Source organism: Psychrobacter coccoides (assembly GCF_017498085.1).
Lineage (GTDB): Bacteria > Pseudomonadota > Gammaproteobacteria > Pseudomonadales > Moraxellaceae > Psychrobacter > Psychrobacter coccoides.
This window is the reverse complement of record NZ_JAGBKM010000001.1, coordinates 314,787-334,191: the sequence shown is the minus strand read 5'-3', so window position 1 is coordinate 334,191 and position 19,405 is coordinate 314,787. Positions and strand designations below refer to the sequence as shown.

The following is a 19,405-nucleotide window of genomic DNA, read 5'->3' as shown; positions in this document are numbered from 1 at the left end:
AGACCTCTTGCAAAAGTAGTTGTCAGACACAACGTATATTATTGAACTCTACTTACTTAATAGATATGCCAAACATAGATAAGCTACTCAAACAAAGTGACGCTGGTTTTAAACGCTACACTGGCATTCATAAAGCCACTTTTTATGACATGCTTGAGGCCATGCAAAAGCATGAAGCATCTAAGACCAAATCAGGTAGACCAAGTGTGCTCAGTCTTAAGGAGCAGATACTACTAGCCCTGACTTATTGGCGTGAATACCGCACGCTTTATCATATCAGTATGGACTTTGGTATTCATGAGTCTTCTGCTAGCCGTATCATTCGTAAAGTAGAAGACACACTGATTAACTCTGGCAAGTTTGAATTGCCCAAAAAGCTGCCTAGTCGTGTCGATGAGGACATCAATTGGTCAGTCGTCATTGTCGATGCCACCGAAACCCCAATTGAGCGTCCAAAAAAAACCAAAGAGACTACTACAGCGGCAAGAAAAAACAACACACCTTAAAAGCGCAGGTTATCGTTCATTGGCAAACCGGTTTGATACTTGATGTGCAAACCTGTAAAGGGTCCATCCACGATTTTAAGCTGTATAAAGATACTTGTCCTGATTGGTTACCTGAGAACACTAACTATCTAGCAGACAGTGGTTATCAAGGGTTAGCAAAGCGACATAACCAAACTTTCACACCATTTAAGAAACCTCGTGGTGGTCAGTTATTGGAGATATGCAAACAAGCCAATCAGTATCTGGCAAAGTTCCGTATTGTGGTTGAACACAAAATAGGCTTAATCAAGTTGTTTAAAATCGTGGCTCATAAATATCGCAACCGTCGTCAGCGCTACGATCTTAGAATGAAGCTATTTGCTGGTATCATTAATTCCGAGCTTAAACTATGACTTTTGCAAGAGGTCTATTTTAAAAACCTGTCAATAATAAGGAGATAATAATGGCAAAACCAACCACTGAAGCACTTAGTCTGCCTGACTTTCCAGTAGCCATTGTCCGTGAGCTTAATGGCAATTTCATTCACGACAGTATCAGTCTAAAAGAGCTGATGCAGAACTCAGCTAAGGGACTGATTCTTTACTTTTATCCCAAAGACAATACCCCTGGCTGTACCACACAGGCCACAGACTTTACTGCTCATATTAATGATTTTGATACACTCGGCTATGACATCATCGGCGTGTCACGTGACAGCGTGGAATCACACGAAAAATTCATCGCCAAGCATGATTTACATATACCACTGATCAGCGATAGCGATGAAAAGCTCTGTCAGTATTTTGATGTGATTAGAGAAAAAAACATGTATGGCAAAAAAACACTTGGGCTGGTGCGCTCTACTTTTGTCTTCGACAAAAACGGTACGTTGACACATGCTCAACGCAACTTACGTGCTAAAGGTTATGCTGAGCGGTTGTTGTCTGTGTTGACCCCTTAAATGAGGACTATAAGAAACAGCTTATGGCGTAGTCTCTATCAATGCCATGATCAAATACTCAACATACTCTAAGCTAGTAATAAATAATCGAGGAAATCATGGGTCAATCATCTACTAACCAAATAACCCGCAAAGTTTCAGTCGCCATTATTGGGGCTGGAACCGCAGGCCAAAATGCCTTCCGTCAAGCACAAAAAACCACCGAAAACATTGTCATTATCAACGATGGCATTTGGACCACGACCTGTGCCACAATCGGTTGTATGCCTAGCAAACTATTGATTGCAGCAGCAGCACGTGCTCATGAAGCAAAAAACTCTGATGAGTTTGGCGTTCATGCAGATGTGCAGATAGACGGTAAGCAAGTCATGGCTCGAGTACAAGCTGAGCGCAATCGGTTCGCTGGGTTTGTCCAAGATCAGGTTGACAGCTGGCCTGAGGACAAAAAGATATCAGGGCGTGCTCATATCAATAAACAAGGACTGATCGAGGTCAATGATGAATTGATTGCTGCCGATAAAATTATCGTTGCGACAGGTAGCTCACCTTTTATCCCAGATGATTGGGCAGATAAGCTTGGTGAAACCCTTATCACCTCTGACACAGTGTTTGAATTAACAGATCTACCGACCTCTATGGCTGTCATTGGTGCAGGTGCCATCGGTCTAGAGCTGGCACAAGCCTTTAATCGTTTGGGCGTCGAGGTTACCTTGTTTAATCGAGCCAATCGTGTCGGTGGATTACAAGATGAAAGTATCAATCAAAAGGCGATTGAATGTCTGTCATATGAGCTTAACATGCAGCTCAACAGTGAAATCAAAGAGGTCGGTAAACAAACAAACGCTAATGACACAGTATCGGCTTTTATTGACTATCAAGACAGCGCAGGCCAGTCACAGCGGTGGCAAGGTGACTGTGTGATAGTTGCGACAGGACGCCGAAATAGTATTGATCAGCTGGGCATAGAAAACCTAGGGGTCGAGTTGGATGATAAAAACCGTCCGAAAAATCTAAATATCAACACCGGTCAGATTGGCGATTTGGAGGTATATATTATTGGCGATGCTAACGCCCATATTCCTCTCCTACATGTGGCTAGTGATGAAGGGTTTAGTGCCGGTAGCGAAGTCTGCCGTGATAACGTTGGTGCTTATATTCGTCCACCTGCTATCCCTCTATCAATTATATTTTGTGAGCCTCAAATCGCCACTGTAGGGATGTCACTGCCTGAGATCAAGCAATCAGAGCGCCAGCATGTCACGGGTAAGGTCAGTTTCGATAACCAAGGACGCAGTCGTATTATGGGGGTCAACTGTGGTTTGCTGCATATCTATGGCTGTAAAGAGACAGATAAAATACTGGGCGCAAGTATGGTAGGACCTGATGCTGAATATGTGGCCCATATAATGGCTGTTGCTATTACAAATGAGCTGAGCATTAAAGCGCTATTAGATACGCCTTTTTATCATCCGACTATACTAGAAGGGCTACGCAGTGCTCTAAGAGATGTACAAAAGCAGATGGCCATTCCTTTTCAAACTGAAAAGAAAAAGCAAGATGGATTTTAGACCATGACTCAGTTACAATTTTAGCTCAGTATCAATCTTTCAATATGCATGGATAAACTAATGGCAATCGCTGGTATTACTGATTTTTTTGAAGAAATCATACGTGATTTACATACCAGCCTGTATCTTGCTATTGGGGGTTCGATAGAAGAAGATACCCTAAACTGGTCTACTTATGCTGCTGAGCTGGCCAGCACTGGTATCAAAATCCTAATACTGCTTGCGGTATTGGGATTTTTTTATTGGCTCGCAACTTACGTTATTAAAAAAAATAAAGATCGTCTGCGTTTAAACGACCGCCGTATCAAAATCGCCCGCTCAACACTGCGGTATATTTGGGTCGTTGCCAGCATCATTGCGGTCATGAGTCAAATGAGCTTTGAGCCAGACACCGTCAAAGCCACAGCAAAGGCCAGTATCTGGGCTGGTATTTACTACGTGCTGTGGACCACCTCAGATCATATTATTCATAGAGTGCTGCAGCACTATGGACTGAATGCCTCTATTGAACAATTGCTAAAAAACGTTTTTTCGGTGCTCATCTGGATACTCGGTACAGCCAGTGTCATGGCGCAGTTTGGCTTTGATATCGTCTCTTTAGTCGCAGGTTTAGGTATCGTAGGTTTAGCAGTCGGCTTTGCGGCTCAGTCAACGCTTGCCAACTTTATCGCAGGCATTACGATCTTGCTTGAGCAGTCTTTTCAAGTTGGCGATTGGGTCAATATCAACAATAACGAAGGCCGTGTCGTTCTTATCGCCTTACGCACCACCCATATCTTAACTCGAGATAACATCACGGTTATTATTCCAAACTCCAATGTGGCGTCCTCAGAGGTGACCAACTTAACCTCCAAAAACTTCATACGATTTGATATTCATATGCGTATTGCGTTTGAGGATGATATCGATACGGCACGTAAGGAAATCTTACAAGTGCTTGCCGACACAGACGTGATACTCAGTCGTCCTGAGGCCTCAGCGACGGTATCGGAGATTGGGGAATACGGTGTGTTCTTTATCATCCGCTTTTGGGTCAAGCCAGCATCAGTAGCCCGTATGCCCAAAATCAAAGAAGATCTGCAAGAGAAGATAAAGAACGCCTTTGATACGGCCAACATCTCCACTCCCTATCCGCATATGCGTCTGCTTATGCCAAAAGACGTTGATTACCCTATTGCTACCAAACCCTTTGCGACGACGACACGGGTCGTTTCTGATGACGTTGCGCTGACTAAAAAAGATTAGGGACAATATAACGCTATACTCATCTGTTGCTTCTATCTGTCTGTTGCTTCAACTGACATTAGTCTTTTGCATTGAACCATCCACTCTTGAATTATGGTAAAATTACCAGTTAAACATCTCATACTACCCTCAACAACAGCAGCAAACAAAACTAGTAGCATTGCTATGTTTATTAGACTGAGCACATTTGGTGCCGCTGACCGTCTTGTTTTGACTTGGTATGACTCTATGATGTGCCCTGCTTATCCATTCAGCCCACAGGTATTCGTATGACCGCACAAACCATGGCCACCACTTCATCGGCCACTTCTTTAGATCTAACACATGACTTTATTATTACCTGCGCTGATGGGCTTGAAGCACCATTACAAACTGAACTAGATAGTTTTGGTATCACCAGCGAGGTCAAGAGCACTGGCCGTCTGGCGGTCAAAGGCAATCTACGAGATTTATATACCATTTGCTTATGGTCTCGTGTGGCCTCACGAGTGCTGTTGCCGATTAAGCGTAAAAATATCAACACTGATTATGATGTGGCTGAGCAATTGTATGGCCTCGCCAAGTCGATCGATTGGACACAGCAGTTTAGTCTTGAACAAACCTTCGCCATTCGTTTGTCTGTCGATAAGCGTGTGGCAGTCAGTCAGCAGTTTGCTATGCTGCGTATCAAGGACGCCATCGCTGATACCTTTAATGAAGCTTTTGACAGTCGCCCTGATGTCGATAGTAGAAACCCTGACTTCTCAATCTTTGCAACGGTCAATGACAAACAAGCTGAACTGTATTTGGACTTATCTGGTACCAGCTTGCACCGTCGTGGCTACCGAGTGGCAATGACCGAAGCGCCACTTAAAGAAAACCTGGCTGCCGCCCTACTCTATAGCACAGGTTGGCATAAAAAGAACCCAGACAACACTCCTTTTTATAATGCCCTTATCGACCCTATGTGCGGCTCGGGTACTTTTATCATCGAAGCATTACTCATGCATTGCGATTATGCGGTCGGTATTGACAAAGCCGCCAATCAATTTGGCTTTTATGAGTGGCAACATCATGACGAAGCGTTATGGCAACAAATGATTGAGGACGCACAAGACCGTTTTAGAGAAGCGCTGGATATTGCGCTTGAGCAGCCCGATACTTTGCCGCTGATTTTGGGTTTCGATGGTGATAAAGGCGCTATTATCGCAACCGAAAAAAACATCATCGCAGCAGGCTTGCAGGATTTATTGCCCTTACTTGATATCGACACGCAAGCGCTATATCAGCTAAAAAGCACGCTGCGTCCGATGGTCAAAGATGGCAGACTGAGCAACCCTCTCGTTATCACCAACCCGCCCTATGGTGAGCGCTTGGGTGATGAAGACATGATCAAGCCGCTTTATCAGTCTTTGGGACTGATTTTACAAGACAGCTTTGCAGGGAGTGGCACACACCCGATGCTTGGTATTCTTGCTGCAAATGTCGAGCAAGTGGATATTTTACCAATCAAAGAACCACAAACCTTGCGCTGTCACAATGGGGCTATAACGGTGTACTTCCGCTACGGTCGTTTATCGGCGGGGCAAGCAGGTCATTTGGTCAGTGGCTTTGAGAGACGAGAGATTGCTGTAGACGAAGGTCAAGACTTTGTCAATCGGTTGCAGAAAAACCTAGCCAAGCTTAAAAAACTTGCCAAAAAAGACGATGTCAGTAATATACGTGTCTACGATGCGGACCTGCCTGACTTTAAAGTGGCTGTTGACTTATATGGTGATTATGCTCACGTACAAGAGTATGCACCGCCTAAAAGCATTCCTCCTGAGACGGCCAAAAAACGCTTTAACCTTGCTTTGATGGGTATTCGTGAGGTGCTAGGGATTAACCGTGAGCAAGTCTTTATTAAGACTCGTGCTCGTCAATCAGGTAATGAGCAGTATAGCAAACAAGGATCCACAGACAAACGTGGTAAGTTTTATATCGCTCGGGAAGACGGTGCGTATCTTTATGTCAACTTTACCGACTATCTGGACACTGGGCTGTTTATTGACCACCGCAATATGCGTATGCGGATTAAAGCCAATAGCCGTGACAAAGCCGTATTAAACTTGTTTGCCTATACTTGTACCGCAAGTGTACATGCTGCACTTGCAGGGGCCAAAAAAGTCACGAGTGTCGATCTATCGCAGAACTATCTGGACTGGGGCAAACAAAACTTTGCCCTCAATGGTTTAGACGTCAGCCGCAGCCAATATCAGTTTGTGGCTGCGGATATTTTTGAGTGGATTAAGAGCAACACTGAACAGTACGACATTATCTTTATTGATCCACCAACTTTTTCCAACTCTAAAAAATTCCAAGGCACCTTTGATGTACAGCGTGACCATGCCGCTTTGATCAACCGTGCTATGAACCGCTTGACGTCTGATGGCGTGTTGTACTTCTCTAACAACTTCACCCGTTTTGAGTTAGATGAACAGCTGAGTCAGCGTTATGACGTGACGGATATTACCCATCAAACGATTGGTTTTGATTTTAATATCAAAAAACCCATTCATCAAAGCTTCGAGATTCGTCATCGTCAAGAGTCATAACGCTGCAAAACCTTGAGCCAAAAGCCCCCACTACTTGCCAATAAATCGTCTGGTAGTCGGGTCTAGGTGCTCTGACATGCAACGCCCTAGTATTGGTCACTGCCTCTTTGATTGGCGCATTTTTTGTTGTTATGATGGTGCGTTGCCATTAACACAGATAAATTGGCATTCACTTTATACGATTCTTACACTTATCATTTTATACCTAAAATAAGGAAGTATTATGGCTTTGTCATTAAATAAAGGCGGCAATTTGTCGCTAACCAAAACTGATCCAAACCTCACCAAGCTGCTTATCGGCCTTGGCTGGGATGAGCGTGCAACCTCTGGCGCTGAGTTTGATCTTGATGCCAGTGTGTTTTTACTCAATAACGCAGGTAAAGTACGCGGCGATCAGGACTTTATCTTCTATAATCAGCTCAAATCTGATAACGGTGCAGTTGAGCACACTGGTGACAACCGTACTGGCGAAGGTGATGGCGATGACGAGGTCATCAAAGTCAATCTCACGCAAGTGCCTGCCGATATCGATAAAGTCGTCGTTACAGTCACTATCCATGACGCGGCTGCCCGTAGCCAAAACTTTGGTCAAGTCGCCAATGCTTTTATCCGTGTCGTCAACGAAGAAACCGGCACTGAAGTTGTGCGTTTTGACTTAGCAGAAGACTACTCTGTAGAAACCGCCATGGTGTTTGGTGAGGTTTATCGTCATAACGGCGAATGGAAGTTCCGTGCGGTAGGCCAAGGCTACTCAGGTGGCTTACAAGCGATGTGCCATCAATACGGTGTTAATATCTAGTTTGCGTAGGGCATTGCTAGGTCCAAACGGCTTAGCACTGGTTTAAGCATTTTATTGGTAGTTCAGATCTTTCAAGTCACTACTAATAATAGTAAAGCGAAAATAGTTGCAAAATAGTCACAATTTTTTGTAGCAAAACGACTAATAATGCTTTATGTTTCATCTAAAATTTATGCATGAAAAGTGGTGAGTCATGACCACTTTTTTATAGCCTGTGTCCATAAAAGACCGGGCTTAGCTTTACATAACCAGACAGGATATGTCATGAGACATTTTTATTTAGACTTCGTCTTCACCGCCATTGCTTTAGCTGTGGCAGCATGGTGGGGATACTCACACGGCGGTATGGGCGGTATGATAGCCACGCTATCAATTACTGCTATTTTGGCCGTCATGGAGATTTCGCTATCTTTTGACAACGCAGTGGTCAACGCCTCAGTGCTTAAGGGCTGGGACGAGTTTTGGAAAAAGATTTTCTTAACCATTGGTATTTTAATTGCCGTGTTTGGTATGCGCCTGGTGTTTCCAATCGTCATCGTCGCTGTGACTGCAGATCTTGGCGTGATGGAAGTGGTCAATCTGGCCTTGTATAACCCAGAAGAATACTCAGCCCGCTTGATGGCACACCATGCCGAAATCTCAGCCTTTGGTGGTATTTTCTTACTCTTAGTATTTTTAAACTTTGTATTTGATGACAAAGACGTACATTGGTTTAATTGGCTTGAGACCCGTTTGGCCAAGCTGGGTAAGGTGGATGCCATGAGTGTGTTTGTGGCGCTGATCGTGCTTATGGTTGCCGTGTCTTGGGCCAGTGCTGAGCAGTCAGCAGCGGTCTTGATTGCCGGTGTCTGGGGTATTCTTGTCTATCTAGGCGTACAGGTAGTATCAGGCATGCTTGAGGGCGACCTTGAAGAAGGTCTAGAGGAGGACGGCTCAGGCGCAGCAGCAACCAGCGCCATTATGAAAGGAGGTATTATCGGCTTCTTATACCTAGAAGTACTTGATGCCTCATTCAGTTTTGACGGTGTGATTGGTGCCTTTGCCATTACTAATGACGTGATTGTCATCATGTTGGGTCTTGCCATTGGTGCGATGTTTGTGCGTTCGATGACCATCTTTTTGGTCGATAAAGGCACACTTGATGAGTTCATTTATCTTGAGCACGGTGCGCATTACGCAATCGGTGCTCTTGCTATCATTATGCTGTTGTCGGTCAAGTTCCATGTGCCAGAGTTGATTACTGGCCTTATTGGTATTGCCTTTATTGGTTGGGCGTTCTTTGCATCATTGCAGTACCGTAAGCAGCAAGATAAGAGCATCACTGAACAATCATAAATCGCTAAATATCGATACTAAATACGCATACAGGCCATATCAAACACTTTGATATGGCCTGTTTTTTTACTCAACAAACCAGCCTTCTGCTCTATCTTATCGCCAACATTTTTTGTAGCTTCGACAGCACCACACCATACAAAGGCAAGAAAAACAACACGCCCATAACCATCTTAAATATATAATCTACAGTCCCAATCTCAATCCAATTTGCTGCCATAAAAGTATCAGGACTGGCATAAAAGGCGATCGAAAAAAAGCAAAAGGTATCCACCAAATTACCAATAAACGAAGAAGTAAGCGGTGCAACCCACCAAGTCTTAAGTTGACGCAAACGATTGAATACATGAATATCCAAAAGCTGCCCCACGACATAGGCGCTAAAGCTTGCTAACACAATGCGAAACACAAACAGATTGAACTCTAACAGATGCTGATGACCGACAAACTGACCATCGACAAACACCACAGAAAAATAATAAGAGATCAGCAGCGCTGGCAGCATCGCAAAAAATATAATGCGTCTTGCCAGATGTTGGCCAAATATACGCACTGTCAAGTCAGTGATCAAAAAGATAAAAGGAAAAGTGACCGCACCCCATGTGGTAATAAAGCCAAATAACTCAACAGGTATTTGTACCAAGTAGTTGCTAATGGCGATGATAAAGATATGCAGACCTACTAGCCAAAATAAAGCACGTCTGTCTTGTATAAGCGGGGTGGGTCGAGCAGAAGTCATACTGGTATTCATAAAGGAAACCTTTTTTTTAAATCAGGGTTGAGGGAACCTGAGCGCACAAGATTATAAAGCAAAATGAAAGCAATAGCCAAGGGGCTGTCTGTCTACCTACAAAACCAGCATTTTGAATAGAGAGATATGTGTCACACAGACACACAAAATACGACTTGCGTAGTATGTTGGCGCTTAGTATTATTAAACTTAATCTAACAATAAACTTATTCTATTAAACCAAAGGACAGTTTTATGGCTATTAGCTTAACAAAAGGCGGCAATGTAAACCTATCAAAAGAAGCACCAGGCTTGACCAATATCACTGTAGGTCTAGGCTGGGATCCACGAGCCACTGATGGCCAAGAGTTTGACTTGGATGCCATTGCATTTTTGGTAAATGAAGCTGGCAAAGTACGTACTGACCAAGACTTTATCTTTTTTAATAACCTAAAATCAGACAATGGTGCGGTCGAGCATACTGGGGACAACCGTACTGGTGAAGGCGATGGCGATGACGAAAAAATTAAAATCAACCTAGCCAGCATCCCAGCCGATGTAAATAAAGTTGCGGTTTGTGCCATTATTTATGAAGGTCAAGCACGTAATCAAAACTTCGGTCAAGTCGGTGAAGCTTATATCCGTGTCGTAAATGATAATGGCAATAGTGAGATCGCTCGTTATGACTTGTCAGAAGATGGCAGCACCGAGACAGCCATGATATTTGGTGAGCTCTATCGTCACAGCGGTGATTGGAAATTCCGCGCTGTGGGTCAAGGCTTTAGCGGTGGTCTTGGACCTTTAGCTGCCTCTTATGGCGTTAATGTATAAGTTAAAACGCCGTATTTAAATGTCATTCACACTTTAAGCGTGGGCTCAATAAAATTACTGAGTCCATAGCTAGGTTATCACAAACGATCTCGATCTGTTTGATGACATTTATAGTGTTTGCAGGCTAATACTGACGCACTTTAATTTTAATAATATAGTCAGCTGAATGTAAAGCTGTTATGGATTTAAACGCACTACTGGTATAAATTTTACTTGCGTGCTGCTCTCCCTAGAGGCTGCGCAACCTATATTTTGAACAGAAAGCATCCCAGTAGCGCTATGACATTTTTAGAGTGTATCGACTATACTTGGCATTTTAATCTAATCCCCACAGTTTAATTTTCAAGCCAGATTTTCAGTTGGTTTGATTCATTTAAACACTACCCCTCAAAAACAACAACATAAGGGTTTGTCACTTATGGCCGCAACATTTAGTTTAATAGGCACCATTGAACCTTTTTTACATTGTAATCTTAAAAAAGGCGACTCTATTTACTGCGAAGCCAATGCCATGGTGATGATGGAGTCGAATCTTGAACTAAAAGGTAAATTACAAGGCGGAGTGATGCAATCATTGATGCGCCGTTTCGCCAATGATGAATCACTGTTTCAACAACAGATCGAAGCGGTCAACGGTGAAGGTGATTGTCTCCTAGCCCCTACCCTAGATGGTGATATGCAAATCTTGGACGTCGGGGCGCAGCAGTATACACTGAGTGACGGTGCTTTTGTCGCCGCGCAAACGGGTGTCGACATCAGAGCCAATATACAACGTAATTTGGGAGGCGCTGTATTTGGTGATACAGGTGGCTTTATGGTCATGCAGACCCAAGGTAAAGGTCAGGTGGTGGTCTCAGGTTTTGGGTCTTTGTTTGAGATTGAGGTGACCCCTGACAAAGACGTGATCATCGATAATGGTCATGTGGTCTGCTGGGATTCTCAGCTTGAGTATAAGCTGTCCGTCTCCACTAGCAAGAAAAAAGGTATCATGAGTAATATCATCAACTCCGTTACCAGTGGCGAAGGCATGGTGCTTAACTTTTCGGGTAGCGGTAAAGTGGTCATTTGCTCCCGCAACCGTGATAGCTATCAAGGTTGGTTACAAAGCATCCTTGGCAGTAACTCAGGTGGACGCGGTGGCGGCGGGGGCTTTTTAGATAATATTTTATAACCATATAGGGTCTGCTTAGTGCGCTAATATGCAGTAGATCCAACCTTCTAACTCACATAATAAGGATTCTCGCATGGCAGTCAGTCTACAAAAAGGACAAAAAATATCCTTAAGTAAAGAAGCTGGTGTCACACTAACCCAAGTCAAACTGGGTCTTGGTTGGGATGTTGCACAAGGTCCCCATGCTAACAAAGGTGGCTTCTTAGGTAAATTATTCGGTGGCGGTAGTGGTGGAGACTCTATCGATCTGGACGCTTCTTGCATTATGTTCGATAGCAACAAACAACCCGTCGATGCCATTTGGTTTGGTCAGCTACAATCTAAAGATGGTAGCATCTTGCACACTGGTGACAATCGGACTGGTGAAGGCGAAGGTGATGATGAAATCATCAATGTCGACTTATCAAAGATTCCTGAAAACGTGGTATCACTGATGTTTACGGTCAACAGCTTCACAGGTCAGACATTTGAAAGCGTCGAAAATGCATTTTGCCGTATCGTCAATGCCAATAACAATCAAGAAGTTGCCCGTTATAACTTATCGGCACAAGGTGGTCATACGGCGATGATAATGGCAAAAGTGTATCGCCATAACAACGAATGGAAGATGCACGCTATTGGCGAAACCGCATCTGGTCGTACCTTTCATGACCTCATGCCTGCTATCTCTCCGCATGCCTAACTCAAAGTCAAGACCGTTAAAACACAAGAAAACCGCCTAATTATCAATTTAGGCGGTTTTTTATTTGGGTTATCGTTTTCTAAGTATCTACAGTAGCCCGTTTACTTGATCATACCTGATACTCGGTAGCTACTTACGCCCACGTTTCCAGCTAAAACCCCAATTAAAGGCTTTATCCATATCTTGGTGACCTTTAAAATATTGGTTGATACGCTCAACATTGATACTGCCTTGCTGATTGACCAAACGAGCAATGGCACACATCGGCGAGCTGTTTGCGCCCTCTGTAAGACGAGTCTCAATCGGTGCTTGCTCAGGTACATGAATGGTCACTACCCCATCGGTTTGTGCCCAGTTAGGTGCTCCTTCATAAATAAAAGCAAAGATAAACACCTCTTCAATCTGTGACCATTGTTGGCCATTAATATCGAGCCACTCACCACCACTCAGCTGCCCTGTTCTGTCATCAGCACGTAAGCACACGTAAGGCGGCGCTTGTAGGCTGCCAAAACGATTACCCAAAGCCTGAATCAAGGTTTTTTCACCGTTTTTAAGATGTACCATAGCGCCAATATCCAGATCTACACCTGATGTTTTATGCTGCTTAAATAAATCCCCCAGCAGGCCTTTTTTGGGCGCTTGGGTATCGACATTAGGACGTTGGTTCCAGTTTAGATTAATCGATATCTTACCGAAGTCATCACGTTTTTTGAGATTGATACTGGACTGACTTTTGGTCAATGTCACTTTGTTAAGGTTAACCGCAGGACTGCTAGGAATGGGCGGTGGTGTGCTGTCTTGACCAACTGTTTTTTGTGTATTGATTGGTTTTTGGGTGTTCATAGCTTGGCTTTGCGCAGGTGTGTCATCGGCAATCTTCACACCAAAATGCTCGGATAAAGGCTTGAGACCGCCATTAAAACCTTGGGCGATAAAGCGAAACTTCCAACTGCCCTGCCGGCGATAGCACTCTGCTAAGATAATCGCTTTTTCATTGCGCCCAGTTGCTGACAGTTGGCAAGTCAATAGTATCTGGCTGCCTTGTAGCACTTGGATATCGACATCACCAATTTGCGCCAGCGTCTGTTCACTCGAAAACGCCAAAGCTATTTTTTCGATGTTGGCAGGCTGCGCTGGCAAATTAATATCAAAAAAGCCGTCGCTATCGTGACCACGAAAGCTCACACTACCATCGTCACTACTGGTCTGACCATAAAATATCATGTCGCCATCGCCACGAACCTTGCCTTCTGTGGTCAAGCGATAAGCAGCACAATCAACCGCATTTTGGCTTAAAATACGGATACTAATATTATCCGTTGGCAGTGGTGCATTTGCTCCTGCAATCAGTACTTGAGGCTGGCTCATAATGTGATCCTGTATGTTTTGAATTGGCTCTATAGTAGCACGGTTATAGATGGCATCAAGTGGCGCTATTCATTAGCGCCGGTATTTAAGCTTGCAGTATTGAGTGACACCTTCTTCAGTTATAATAAACGTGCCGCACTCCCTCAGATCAACACTAGGATACCATTGTTCATGTCTCACTCTACCTCTCCCCCAGCTGTTTGGCTTGCAGAAGGTCAATCAAGCCAGCGTGATATGCTTGCCAGCTTACAACAGCTCAAAGCTCAATCTCATACCCCATTTCATATTATCGCCTCACACCGTCAGAATAGGCCTGAAATTTTTGAATGTGCCGATACCGTATTTTATGAGCCTACAGAAGCTGGCGATAAACGTTGGCAGTTTGTCTTAGAGCGGGCCATACAACATAAGGTGAAGGTACTTCTGACTGGCCGTAATGGTATTGACTATGAAGCACATCGTGAGACATTCCAAGCAGCTGGCATTCGTTTGTTTACAGGGGCGACGAGCGTCGCTGCATTGCAGTCGATCGATGATAAGTTTGCTTTTATGCAGCATTGTCAAGCGCATAATATTCCTGTGGCAGAGGCTTGGCGTTTTGATAATACTGCTGAGCTCGAAGCGCTGATTGCACAACATGGCAATCAGCGCCTATGCGTCAAACCAGTCACTGGTATATTTGCCCAAGGGTTTTGGCGACTTGATACTGGTAAGCCCTCAGGTGAGAAGTATGATAGTTTTGAGCATTTATACTTTACTGATGCCAAAAAAATCAATACTGCTCAATTTATAGCGGCTTATGCAAACAGTCAAATAGTACACGAGCGCCCTATTCCTATGTTGCTGATGCCTTATCTGGCTGGACGTGAGTACTCTATCGATGTGGTGTGCGACAATGGCGAGGTATTGGCAGCTGTCACTCGTCACAAAATAGGGAAAATACAGCATGTTGGCTATGAGCAGTCCGTCATGGATGTGGTCATTCCTTTGATTAAAGCTTTTGGTTGCGATGGTATCGTCAGTGTACAAACCAAGGCGGGCGACGATGGTCAACACCGTGTGCTTGAGATTAACAGTCGCCCCTCAGGTGGTATTGGCTATACAGTGCATAGCGGAGTAGACTTAACGCAAGTAGGATTTGCCTATTGGCTTGGCTTAACAGACAAGCCCAAACTGGCTGATATTACTCAGCAGATTACGCCTTGTCAAATACGCTCTATCATGACCAGTGTTAAGGTTTGAGCCAGACCACCATGCCCGCCTATAAGTACTGCAATTCAACCAAACTGATAAGTATAAAGCACAAAAAAAGGTTTTTAGAGTATCATCTAAAAACCTTTTTTATTATCTCAGCCCTGTATCATGGTCACTGACAATGACCTGTCATTACTCACCAAATACTAAGGCTGTTTTTTGTGGGGCATTATTAGCAGCAACAACCCATAATGCACTTAACACGACTACTGCGCCAATGAAAATCATCATAGATGACATGAATGCGCCTGAATGTGTATAGTCCATAGACATCATCTGGCTGGTATGTGTCATTTCCATCGCTGCCATACCCGTGTAGTGCATACCACAAACAGCGACACCCATGATAAAAGCACTACCAAAACGCTGTAGATTACCACGTAAATTAAATGCTAACCAGAGTGCTGCCGTTGCTGCCACAATAGCAATAATAATAGATGCAATGAAAAGTGGCGTATTATAGGACATGGTGGCTTCCATCTCCATCGAGGCCATACCAGTATAATGCATGGCAGCCACACCAAGACCAGCCAACACACCGCCACTGATCAACTTAGCCATACTCGGTACACCTCGGCCTACAATAGCCAGTCCAATAGCAACGAATATGATGGCCAGTAACATTGAAACAATCGTCAAACCTAAATCATATGAGACCGCCATTTTCATATCTACTGCCATCATACCAATGTAGTGCATTGACCAAATCGCACCCCCAATGGCTAGAGAGGACAGCGCCACCCAAAAGTATAAATCCGAGCCAGGTTTAGCAGCTGGAATCCGGATAGCAAGGTTCAAACCGACATAAGACCCAAACACTGCGATCACATAGGAGACAAGCACCAATAGCATGTTATATTCAACTTCAATCATTTTTTCCACCTTTTATATTTAATAGACACTAAGCTTCGGCAACACGGGTTTGGCTGGGCCAAAAAACCCACTGTACTTATTAATTTTTTTATAAGAACTTAAGAGACTGGGATTTGTTTTTAACTACCAAATAATAAACTCACAAACATTAGTACTGCCCGCACCGCAACTGGTCTCTTCGACACTGACTCTTCCCACAGCAGGATTGCTGGTCAAAAAGCCCTCTATATACCCCACGACAAAATGACAGCCTGAATGAGTGGTGCCTGATGACTGACAAAATGGACACTTGACTAAAGTAATGGAGTTACCCTTAGCCTTTACTCTAGAAAACGCCTTTAACGCTGGAACGAGCTCTCGGCTGATAGCAGTAGACATCTTCAAAGGACTACCAAGGGCATAATCACGTTGGTAAATACCACCGCCAACCTTACGTCCCAACTCATGTAATGCAGTCGCTTGGTTATCGCTGGTCATACTGGCCTCGTACTGCCTCACGACACCTGTAATATCTGGGTACTGAGCACCTATAGCAGCCAAAACACTTTTTTCATCTAGCGCTTTTTTGACCGGTGCAGAGGGCGAGCTGACGGTATCTTCCTCAATTTCTAAGTTAAATAAAGTACAGCCTTCAATACCAGATATATCATCTATTAAATCAGCTTGAGTTTTATCTCCTTGACTACTAGCGACCACATGAATAATATTGCCACCATTTTCTGAGGGTTCTTGTCTCTGTGATATCAGTTTATATCCCGCTTTCAAAAGCGGTGAGATAACATTGACCAAACGAATACGCTCAGAAGACGTTTCAAATGTACAAGAGAATTTCAAAAGACCACTCCTTTTTTAAACTGGCAAGCTGGTATGTAGATATCTAAATGGACTTAGCGGCCAAGAGAATTTATTTGTGACGACTTAATATTTTTATTTCAAAATAATTTACTTGCAATAAAATGTTTGTGAAAGTCAGCAGTTTGTACGCCAGCTATGTCATTTGTATTTCAGTCTTATAAAAAGACACTGTCATAGGCACTTATACACTATACTTGCAGCCATAACCCCAACTTGAAACCTTGTAGGCTTACTCAACATCTTCGTTCTACATTGCAAATAAAAGCCATCCTAATGGCGTCTGTCAATTTAGAGTCATAGATCATATTTACTTTGTAGAAGGTACTTTCAACGCATTATTACTGGATGAACATAATCTGGCAAGAAATTATGATAAATTGTCCGATAGGTGGTAAGTTATTCCGATAGAAGGATTTTCTCTACTGTAGGGGCACTTAAGGGTTGTTTTTATTTAGCAATATCATTAGAACAAGGTCAAAGTAGTCAACACTTAAGCCAAGTGCGGATGTCAGAGTGGCAACCCTACCAGGCTATTGTTCGAAACATAAAATACGGAGTAAAACTAAGCGATGCCTGATTATCTAGATAACATCAATGATAGGAGTTATAAACGTACCATCACTCTACCCCGAGGTACGCTGGATTTGACTTATCAGATCAATGCCAGTAGTAATCATGATAAATATGGTCATAGCAGCTACGAGCTAGAAGATCTACTTGGCTTTGCTCAGCGCATCAATCCCAAACGGGCGTTTTTGTTTGTCTCAAAAGTCTTGGGACGTCATATCCCTGTTGCGCCAAGCATCATGCGCCAAGCTTTTACTGACTTGGCAAATTTAGTACCTAGCGATTTACCTCAGCCGATTTTAGTCATTGGTATGGCAGAAACGGCGGTTGGCTTATCGGCTGGTGTGCATCAAGCCTTGCAGACTCGATATCCCGATGCACTACTGTTAAACTCAACTCGTCATGCACAGCATAGCGCAGATGATACTGATGCGCTGCTGACGACCTTTAGTGAAGACCACAGTCACGCCAGCCAACATTTAATCTATCAAAGTCCTGACAAGTCCACGCAAGAGCAATTACTTGCTAGCAAGACATTGATTATGGTGGATGACGAAGCCTCAACGGGCAATACTTGCGTCAATGTGGTCAGCGCTCTACGTGGCGCAGGACTAGACCAGCTCGAGCAGGTACATCTGACCACTTTGGTTGATTGGTCGCTAAATCAGAATCAGGGTGCAGACAACTCAATATCGACACGCCTACCTAATATCGACTTTCATCGTCATCACCTGTTATCTGGCGCATGGCAGTGGACAGATGCGCCCAATCCTGAGCCCATCACTATGCCATCGGTTGATACGACTGAGGCTGGCAGTCAAGCGCTAGGGGATACTGGTCATTGGGGACGCTTCCCAACGCTGGACAGTACCGATGGATTTGATGATTATCTGGCGAAGTTTCAAACTGCATTTACCCGTTTTAGTGGGCAAGCACAGTTTGATAAAGGTCAGCTGCCTGAGCGTATTTTGGTATTGGGCAGTAATGAGTTTGTCTGGTTGCCGTTCTTATTAGCAGAATGGCTTGAATCACAATTTCAAGATTCTAAACCAGTAGCTGCAGTGAACTTTAGCGCTTTGACCCGCTCACCGATTGCGCTTGGCGGCGCCATCACCACCATGCTTAGTTTTAATGACAATTATGGTTTAGGCATGACCAACTTTGTCTATAACGTGGCGCCTGATGACTGGGATTTGATTGTGCTGTGTGTAGAAACGAGCACTGATAGTGTAGATCAAGTGTGGCAAAACTTGGATAATGTCTTGGTTGTGGGAGTTGATACATGAGCACCTCATTTTTTCAGCCCGACCCAAACCTTATCAAGCCTTATGCGTTAATGGACTTAGATGATACTTTATTTCAAACGCAGCGCAAAATTGATGCGTGGAGCTTGCCCACTGCTAAGCCTGAAGGTTTGGTCTGTGCTACGGTAAACAAACAAGACGAGCCGCTTAGCTTTATGAGTCAGCGCCAAGCATCGTTCTTTAATTGGTTACTTGCCAGTACTGAGCTGATCGTGGTGACCGCTCGTGACCGTAGTGAAATCAAACGAGTCAAACTGCCTTTTGATAGCTGGCAAATATTAACTCACGGTGCAATTATTTTAACGGCTGATGGCGAGCTGTTAAGCGCATGGCAACAACACATGCATGATCAGCTTAGCCTCTTGCAAGACAAACTTCACCAACTAAGCCAATTATTCATGGGTCACAGTAGAAAATATGACAGTCAGCTGGTATTTACACCGCATATTGATAATTTTAATAACGGTTCTGTTAATGAAGAATTGATCATTTATCTAGCAATCAAACATGCACAACGAGATCATCAAGCGTTAACAGAGTTAGCACAAAAGCTGCCAGCGCTAGTACGTGACTTTGACAAGGATTTTTATGTCCACGTCAATGCTAATAATTTAGCGATTTTGCCCCATGCTGTTCATAAGCGACAGGCCGTACAGTTTTTATTAGAGCACCATTTGGACAGTACAAGACCAAGTTTTGGTTTTGGGGATAGCATAGCGGATTTACCGTTTTTACAATTATTAGACTGGTACGGTATGCCCAATCATGGTCAGCTGCATGAGCATATTCGTTCGCAATAATCAT

Annotated in this window: 17 protein-coding genes and 1 pseudogene; 14 read left to right on the top strand and 4 right to left on the bottom strand. The window is 43.8% G+C overall.

Translation table 11 applies throughout. The annotated features are described in order from the left end of the window. The 8 genes and pseudogenes from J3492_RS01535 to J3492_RS01500 all read left to right on the top strand — a co-directional run. On the top strand, positions 1 to 506 hold a 506-nt coding region (locus J3492_RS01535; RefSeq protein WP_207988982.1), incomplete at its 5' end, for a transposase family protein. Positions 507 to 514: 8 nt separating this feature from the next. Then, a pseudogene (locus tag J3492_RS01530) lies at positions 515 to 898 on the top strand (transposase family protein); the annotation flags it as partial. A 50-nt stretch (positions 899 to 948) separates the two neighbouring features. Next, complete coding sequence (locus J3492_RS01525) at positions 949 to 1,446, top strand: peroxiredoxin (RefSeq protein WP_207988980.1); 498 nt, start codon at positions 949 to 951, stop codon at positions 1,444 to 1,446. A 98-nt stretch (positions 1,447 to 1,544) separates the two neighbouring features. Then, positions 1,545 to 3,014 (top strand): dihydrolipoyl dehydrogenase, encoded by a 1,470-nt coding sequence (locus J3492_RS01520; RefSeq protein WP_207988978.1) that lies wholly within the window; start codon positions 1,545 to 1,547, stop codon positions 3,012 to 3,014. A 60-nt stretch (positions 3,015 to 3,074) separates the two neighbouring features. Beyond that, positions 3,075 to 4,259 carry a mechanosensitive ion channel family protein gene (locus J3492_RS01515; protein ID WP_243453034.1) on the top strand — a complete coding sequence of 395 codons (1,185 nt, stop codon included), beginning with the start codon at positions 3,075 to 3,077 and terminating at the stop codon, positions 4,257 to 4,259. 284 nt (positions 4,260 to 4,543) lie between these two features. Further along, entirely contained in the window at positions 4,544 to 6,832 is a 2,289-nt protein-coding gene (gene rlmKL / locus J3492_RS01510) for a bifunctional 23S rRNA (guanine(2069)-N(7))-methyltransferase RlmK/23S rRNA (guanine(2445)-N(2))-methyltransferase RlmL (RefSeq protein ID WP_243453044.1), read from the top strand. Positions 6,833 to 7,055: 223 nt separating this feature from the next. Next, positions 7,056 to 7,631 carry a TerD family protein gene (locus tag J3492_RS01505; RefSeq protein WP_207988971.1) on the top strand — a complete coding sequence of 192 codons (576 nt, stop codon included), beginning with the start codon at positions 7,056 to 7,058 and terminating at the stop codon, positions 7,629 to 7,631. Positions 7,632 to 7,895: 264 nt separating this feature from the next. Further along, a complete protein-coding gene (locus J3492_RS01500; RefSeq protein WP_207988968.1) occupies positions 7,896 to 8,966 on the top strand; it encodes a DUF475 domain-containing protein in 1,071 nt (356 codons plus the stop codon). A gap of 91 nt (positions 8,967 to 9,057) precedes the next feature. Here the strand turns inward: J3492_RS01500 and J3492_RS01495 are convergent, their stop codons facing one another. Next, positions 9,058 to 9,717: a 7-cyano-7-deazaguanine/7-aminomethyl-7-deazaguanine transporter gene (locus J3492_RS01495; RefSeq protein ID WP_243453033.1), complete on the bottom strand. Its 660-nt coding sequence runs from the start codon at positions 9,715 to 9,717 to the stop codon at positions 9,058 to 9,060. Positions 9,718 to 9,951: 234 nt separating this feature from the next. On the opposite strand from J3492_RS01495, the gene J3492_RS01490 reads away from it, so the two are divergent. The 3 genes from J3492_RS01490 (at position 9,952) to J3492_RS01480 (ending at position 12,380) form a co-directional block, all read left to right on the top strand. Beyond that, a complete protein-coding gene (locus J3492_RS01490; protein ID WP_207988966.1) occupies positions 9,952 to 10,527 on the top strand; it encodes a TerD family protein in 576 nt (191 codons plus the stop codon). 418 nt (positions 10,528 to 10,945) lie between these two features. After that, the gene (locus J3492_RS01485) at positions 10,946 to 11,698 is read left to right on the top strand and encodes a TIGR00266 family protein (RefSeq protein ID WP_207988964.1); all 753 of its coding nucleotides are present in this window, start codon (positions 10,946 to 10,948) and stop codon (positions 11,696 to 11,698) included. A 73-nt stretch (positions 11,699 to 11,771) separates the two neighbouring features. Further along, a complete protein-coding gene (locus J3492_RS01480) occupies positions 11,772 to 12,380 on the top strand; it encodes a TerD family protein (RefSeq protein ID WP_207988962.1) in 609 nt (202 codons plus the stop codon). A 129-nt stretch (positions 12,381 to 12,509) separates the two neighbouring features. Here J3492_RS01480 and J3492_RS01475 read toward each other — a convergent pair whose 3' ends face one another. Beyond that, positions 12,510 to 13,748: a TerD family protein gene (locus tag J3492_RS01475; protein WP_207988961.1), complete on the bottom strand. Its 1,239-nt coding sequence runs from the start codon at positions 13,746 to 13,748 to the stop codon at positions 12,510 to 12,512. A gap of 171 nt (positions 13,749 to 13,919) precedes the next feature. Between J3492_RS01475 and J3492_RS01470 the strand changes: the two genes are divergently transcribed. Continuing rightward, positions 13,920 to 14,990, top strand: a complete 1,071-nt coding sequence (locus tag J3492_RS01470) for an ATP-grasp domain-containing protein (RefSeq protein ID WP_207988959.1) — start codon at positions 13,920 to 13,922, stop codon at positions 14,988 to 14,990. 144 nt (positions 14,991 to 15,134) lie between these two features. On the opposite strand, the gene J3492_RS01465 is transcribed toward J3492_RS01470, so the two are convergent. Both J3492_RS01465 and J3492_RS01460 read right to left on the bottom strand, forming a co-directional pair. Next, positions 15,135 to 15,875, bottom strand: coding sequence for an MHYT domain-containing protein (locus tag J3492_RS01465; RefSeq protein WP_207988957.1), 741 nt, complete (start codon positions 15,873 to 15,875; stop codon positions 15,135 to 15,137). Positions 15,876 to 15,998: 123 nt separating this feature from the next. Beyond that, positions 15,999 to 16,709, bottom strand: coding sequence for a 4-vinyl reductase (locus J3492_RS01460; RefSeq protein ID WP_207988955.1), 711 nt, complete (start codon positions 16,707 to 16,709; stop codon positions 15,999 to 16,001). A gap of 590 nt (positions 16,710 to 17,299) precedes the next feature. Here J3492_RS01460 and J3492_RS01455 point away from each other — a divergent pair. Both J3492_RS01455 and J3492_RS01450 read left to right on the top strand, forming a co-directional pair. Then, complete coding sequence (locus J3492_RS01455; RefSeq protein WP_243453032.1) at positions 17,300 to 18,583, top strand: phosphoribosyltransferase domain-containing protein; 1,284 nt, start codon at positions 17,300 to 17,302, stop codon at positions 18,581 to 18,583. Beyond that, positions 18,580 to 19,401, top strand: coding sequence for an HAD hydrolase family protein (locus J3492_RS01450; RefSeq protein ID WP_207988953.1), 822 nt, complete (start codon positions 18,580 to 18,582; stop codon positions 19,399 to 19,401). The genes J3492_RS01455 and J3492_RS01450 overlap by 4 nt, the downstream gene beginning before the upstream one ends. The last annotated feature ends 4 nt before the right edge of the window (positions 19,402 to 19,405 follow it).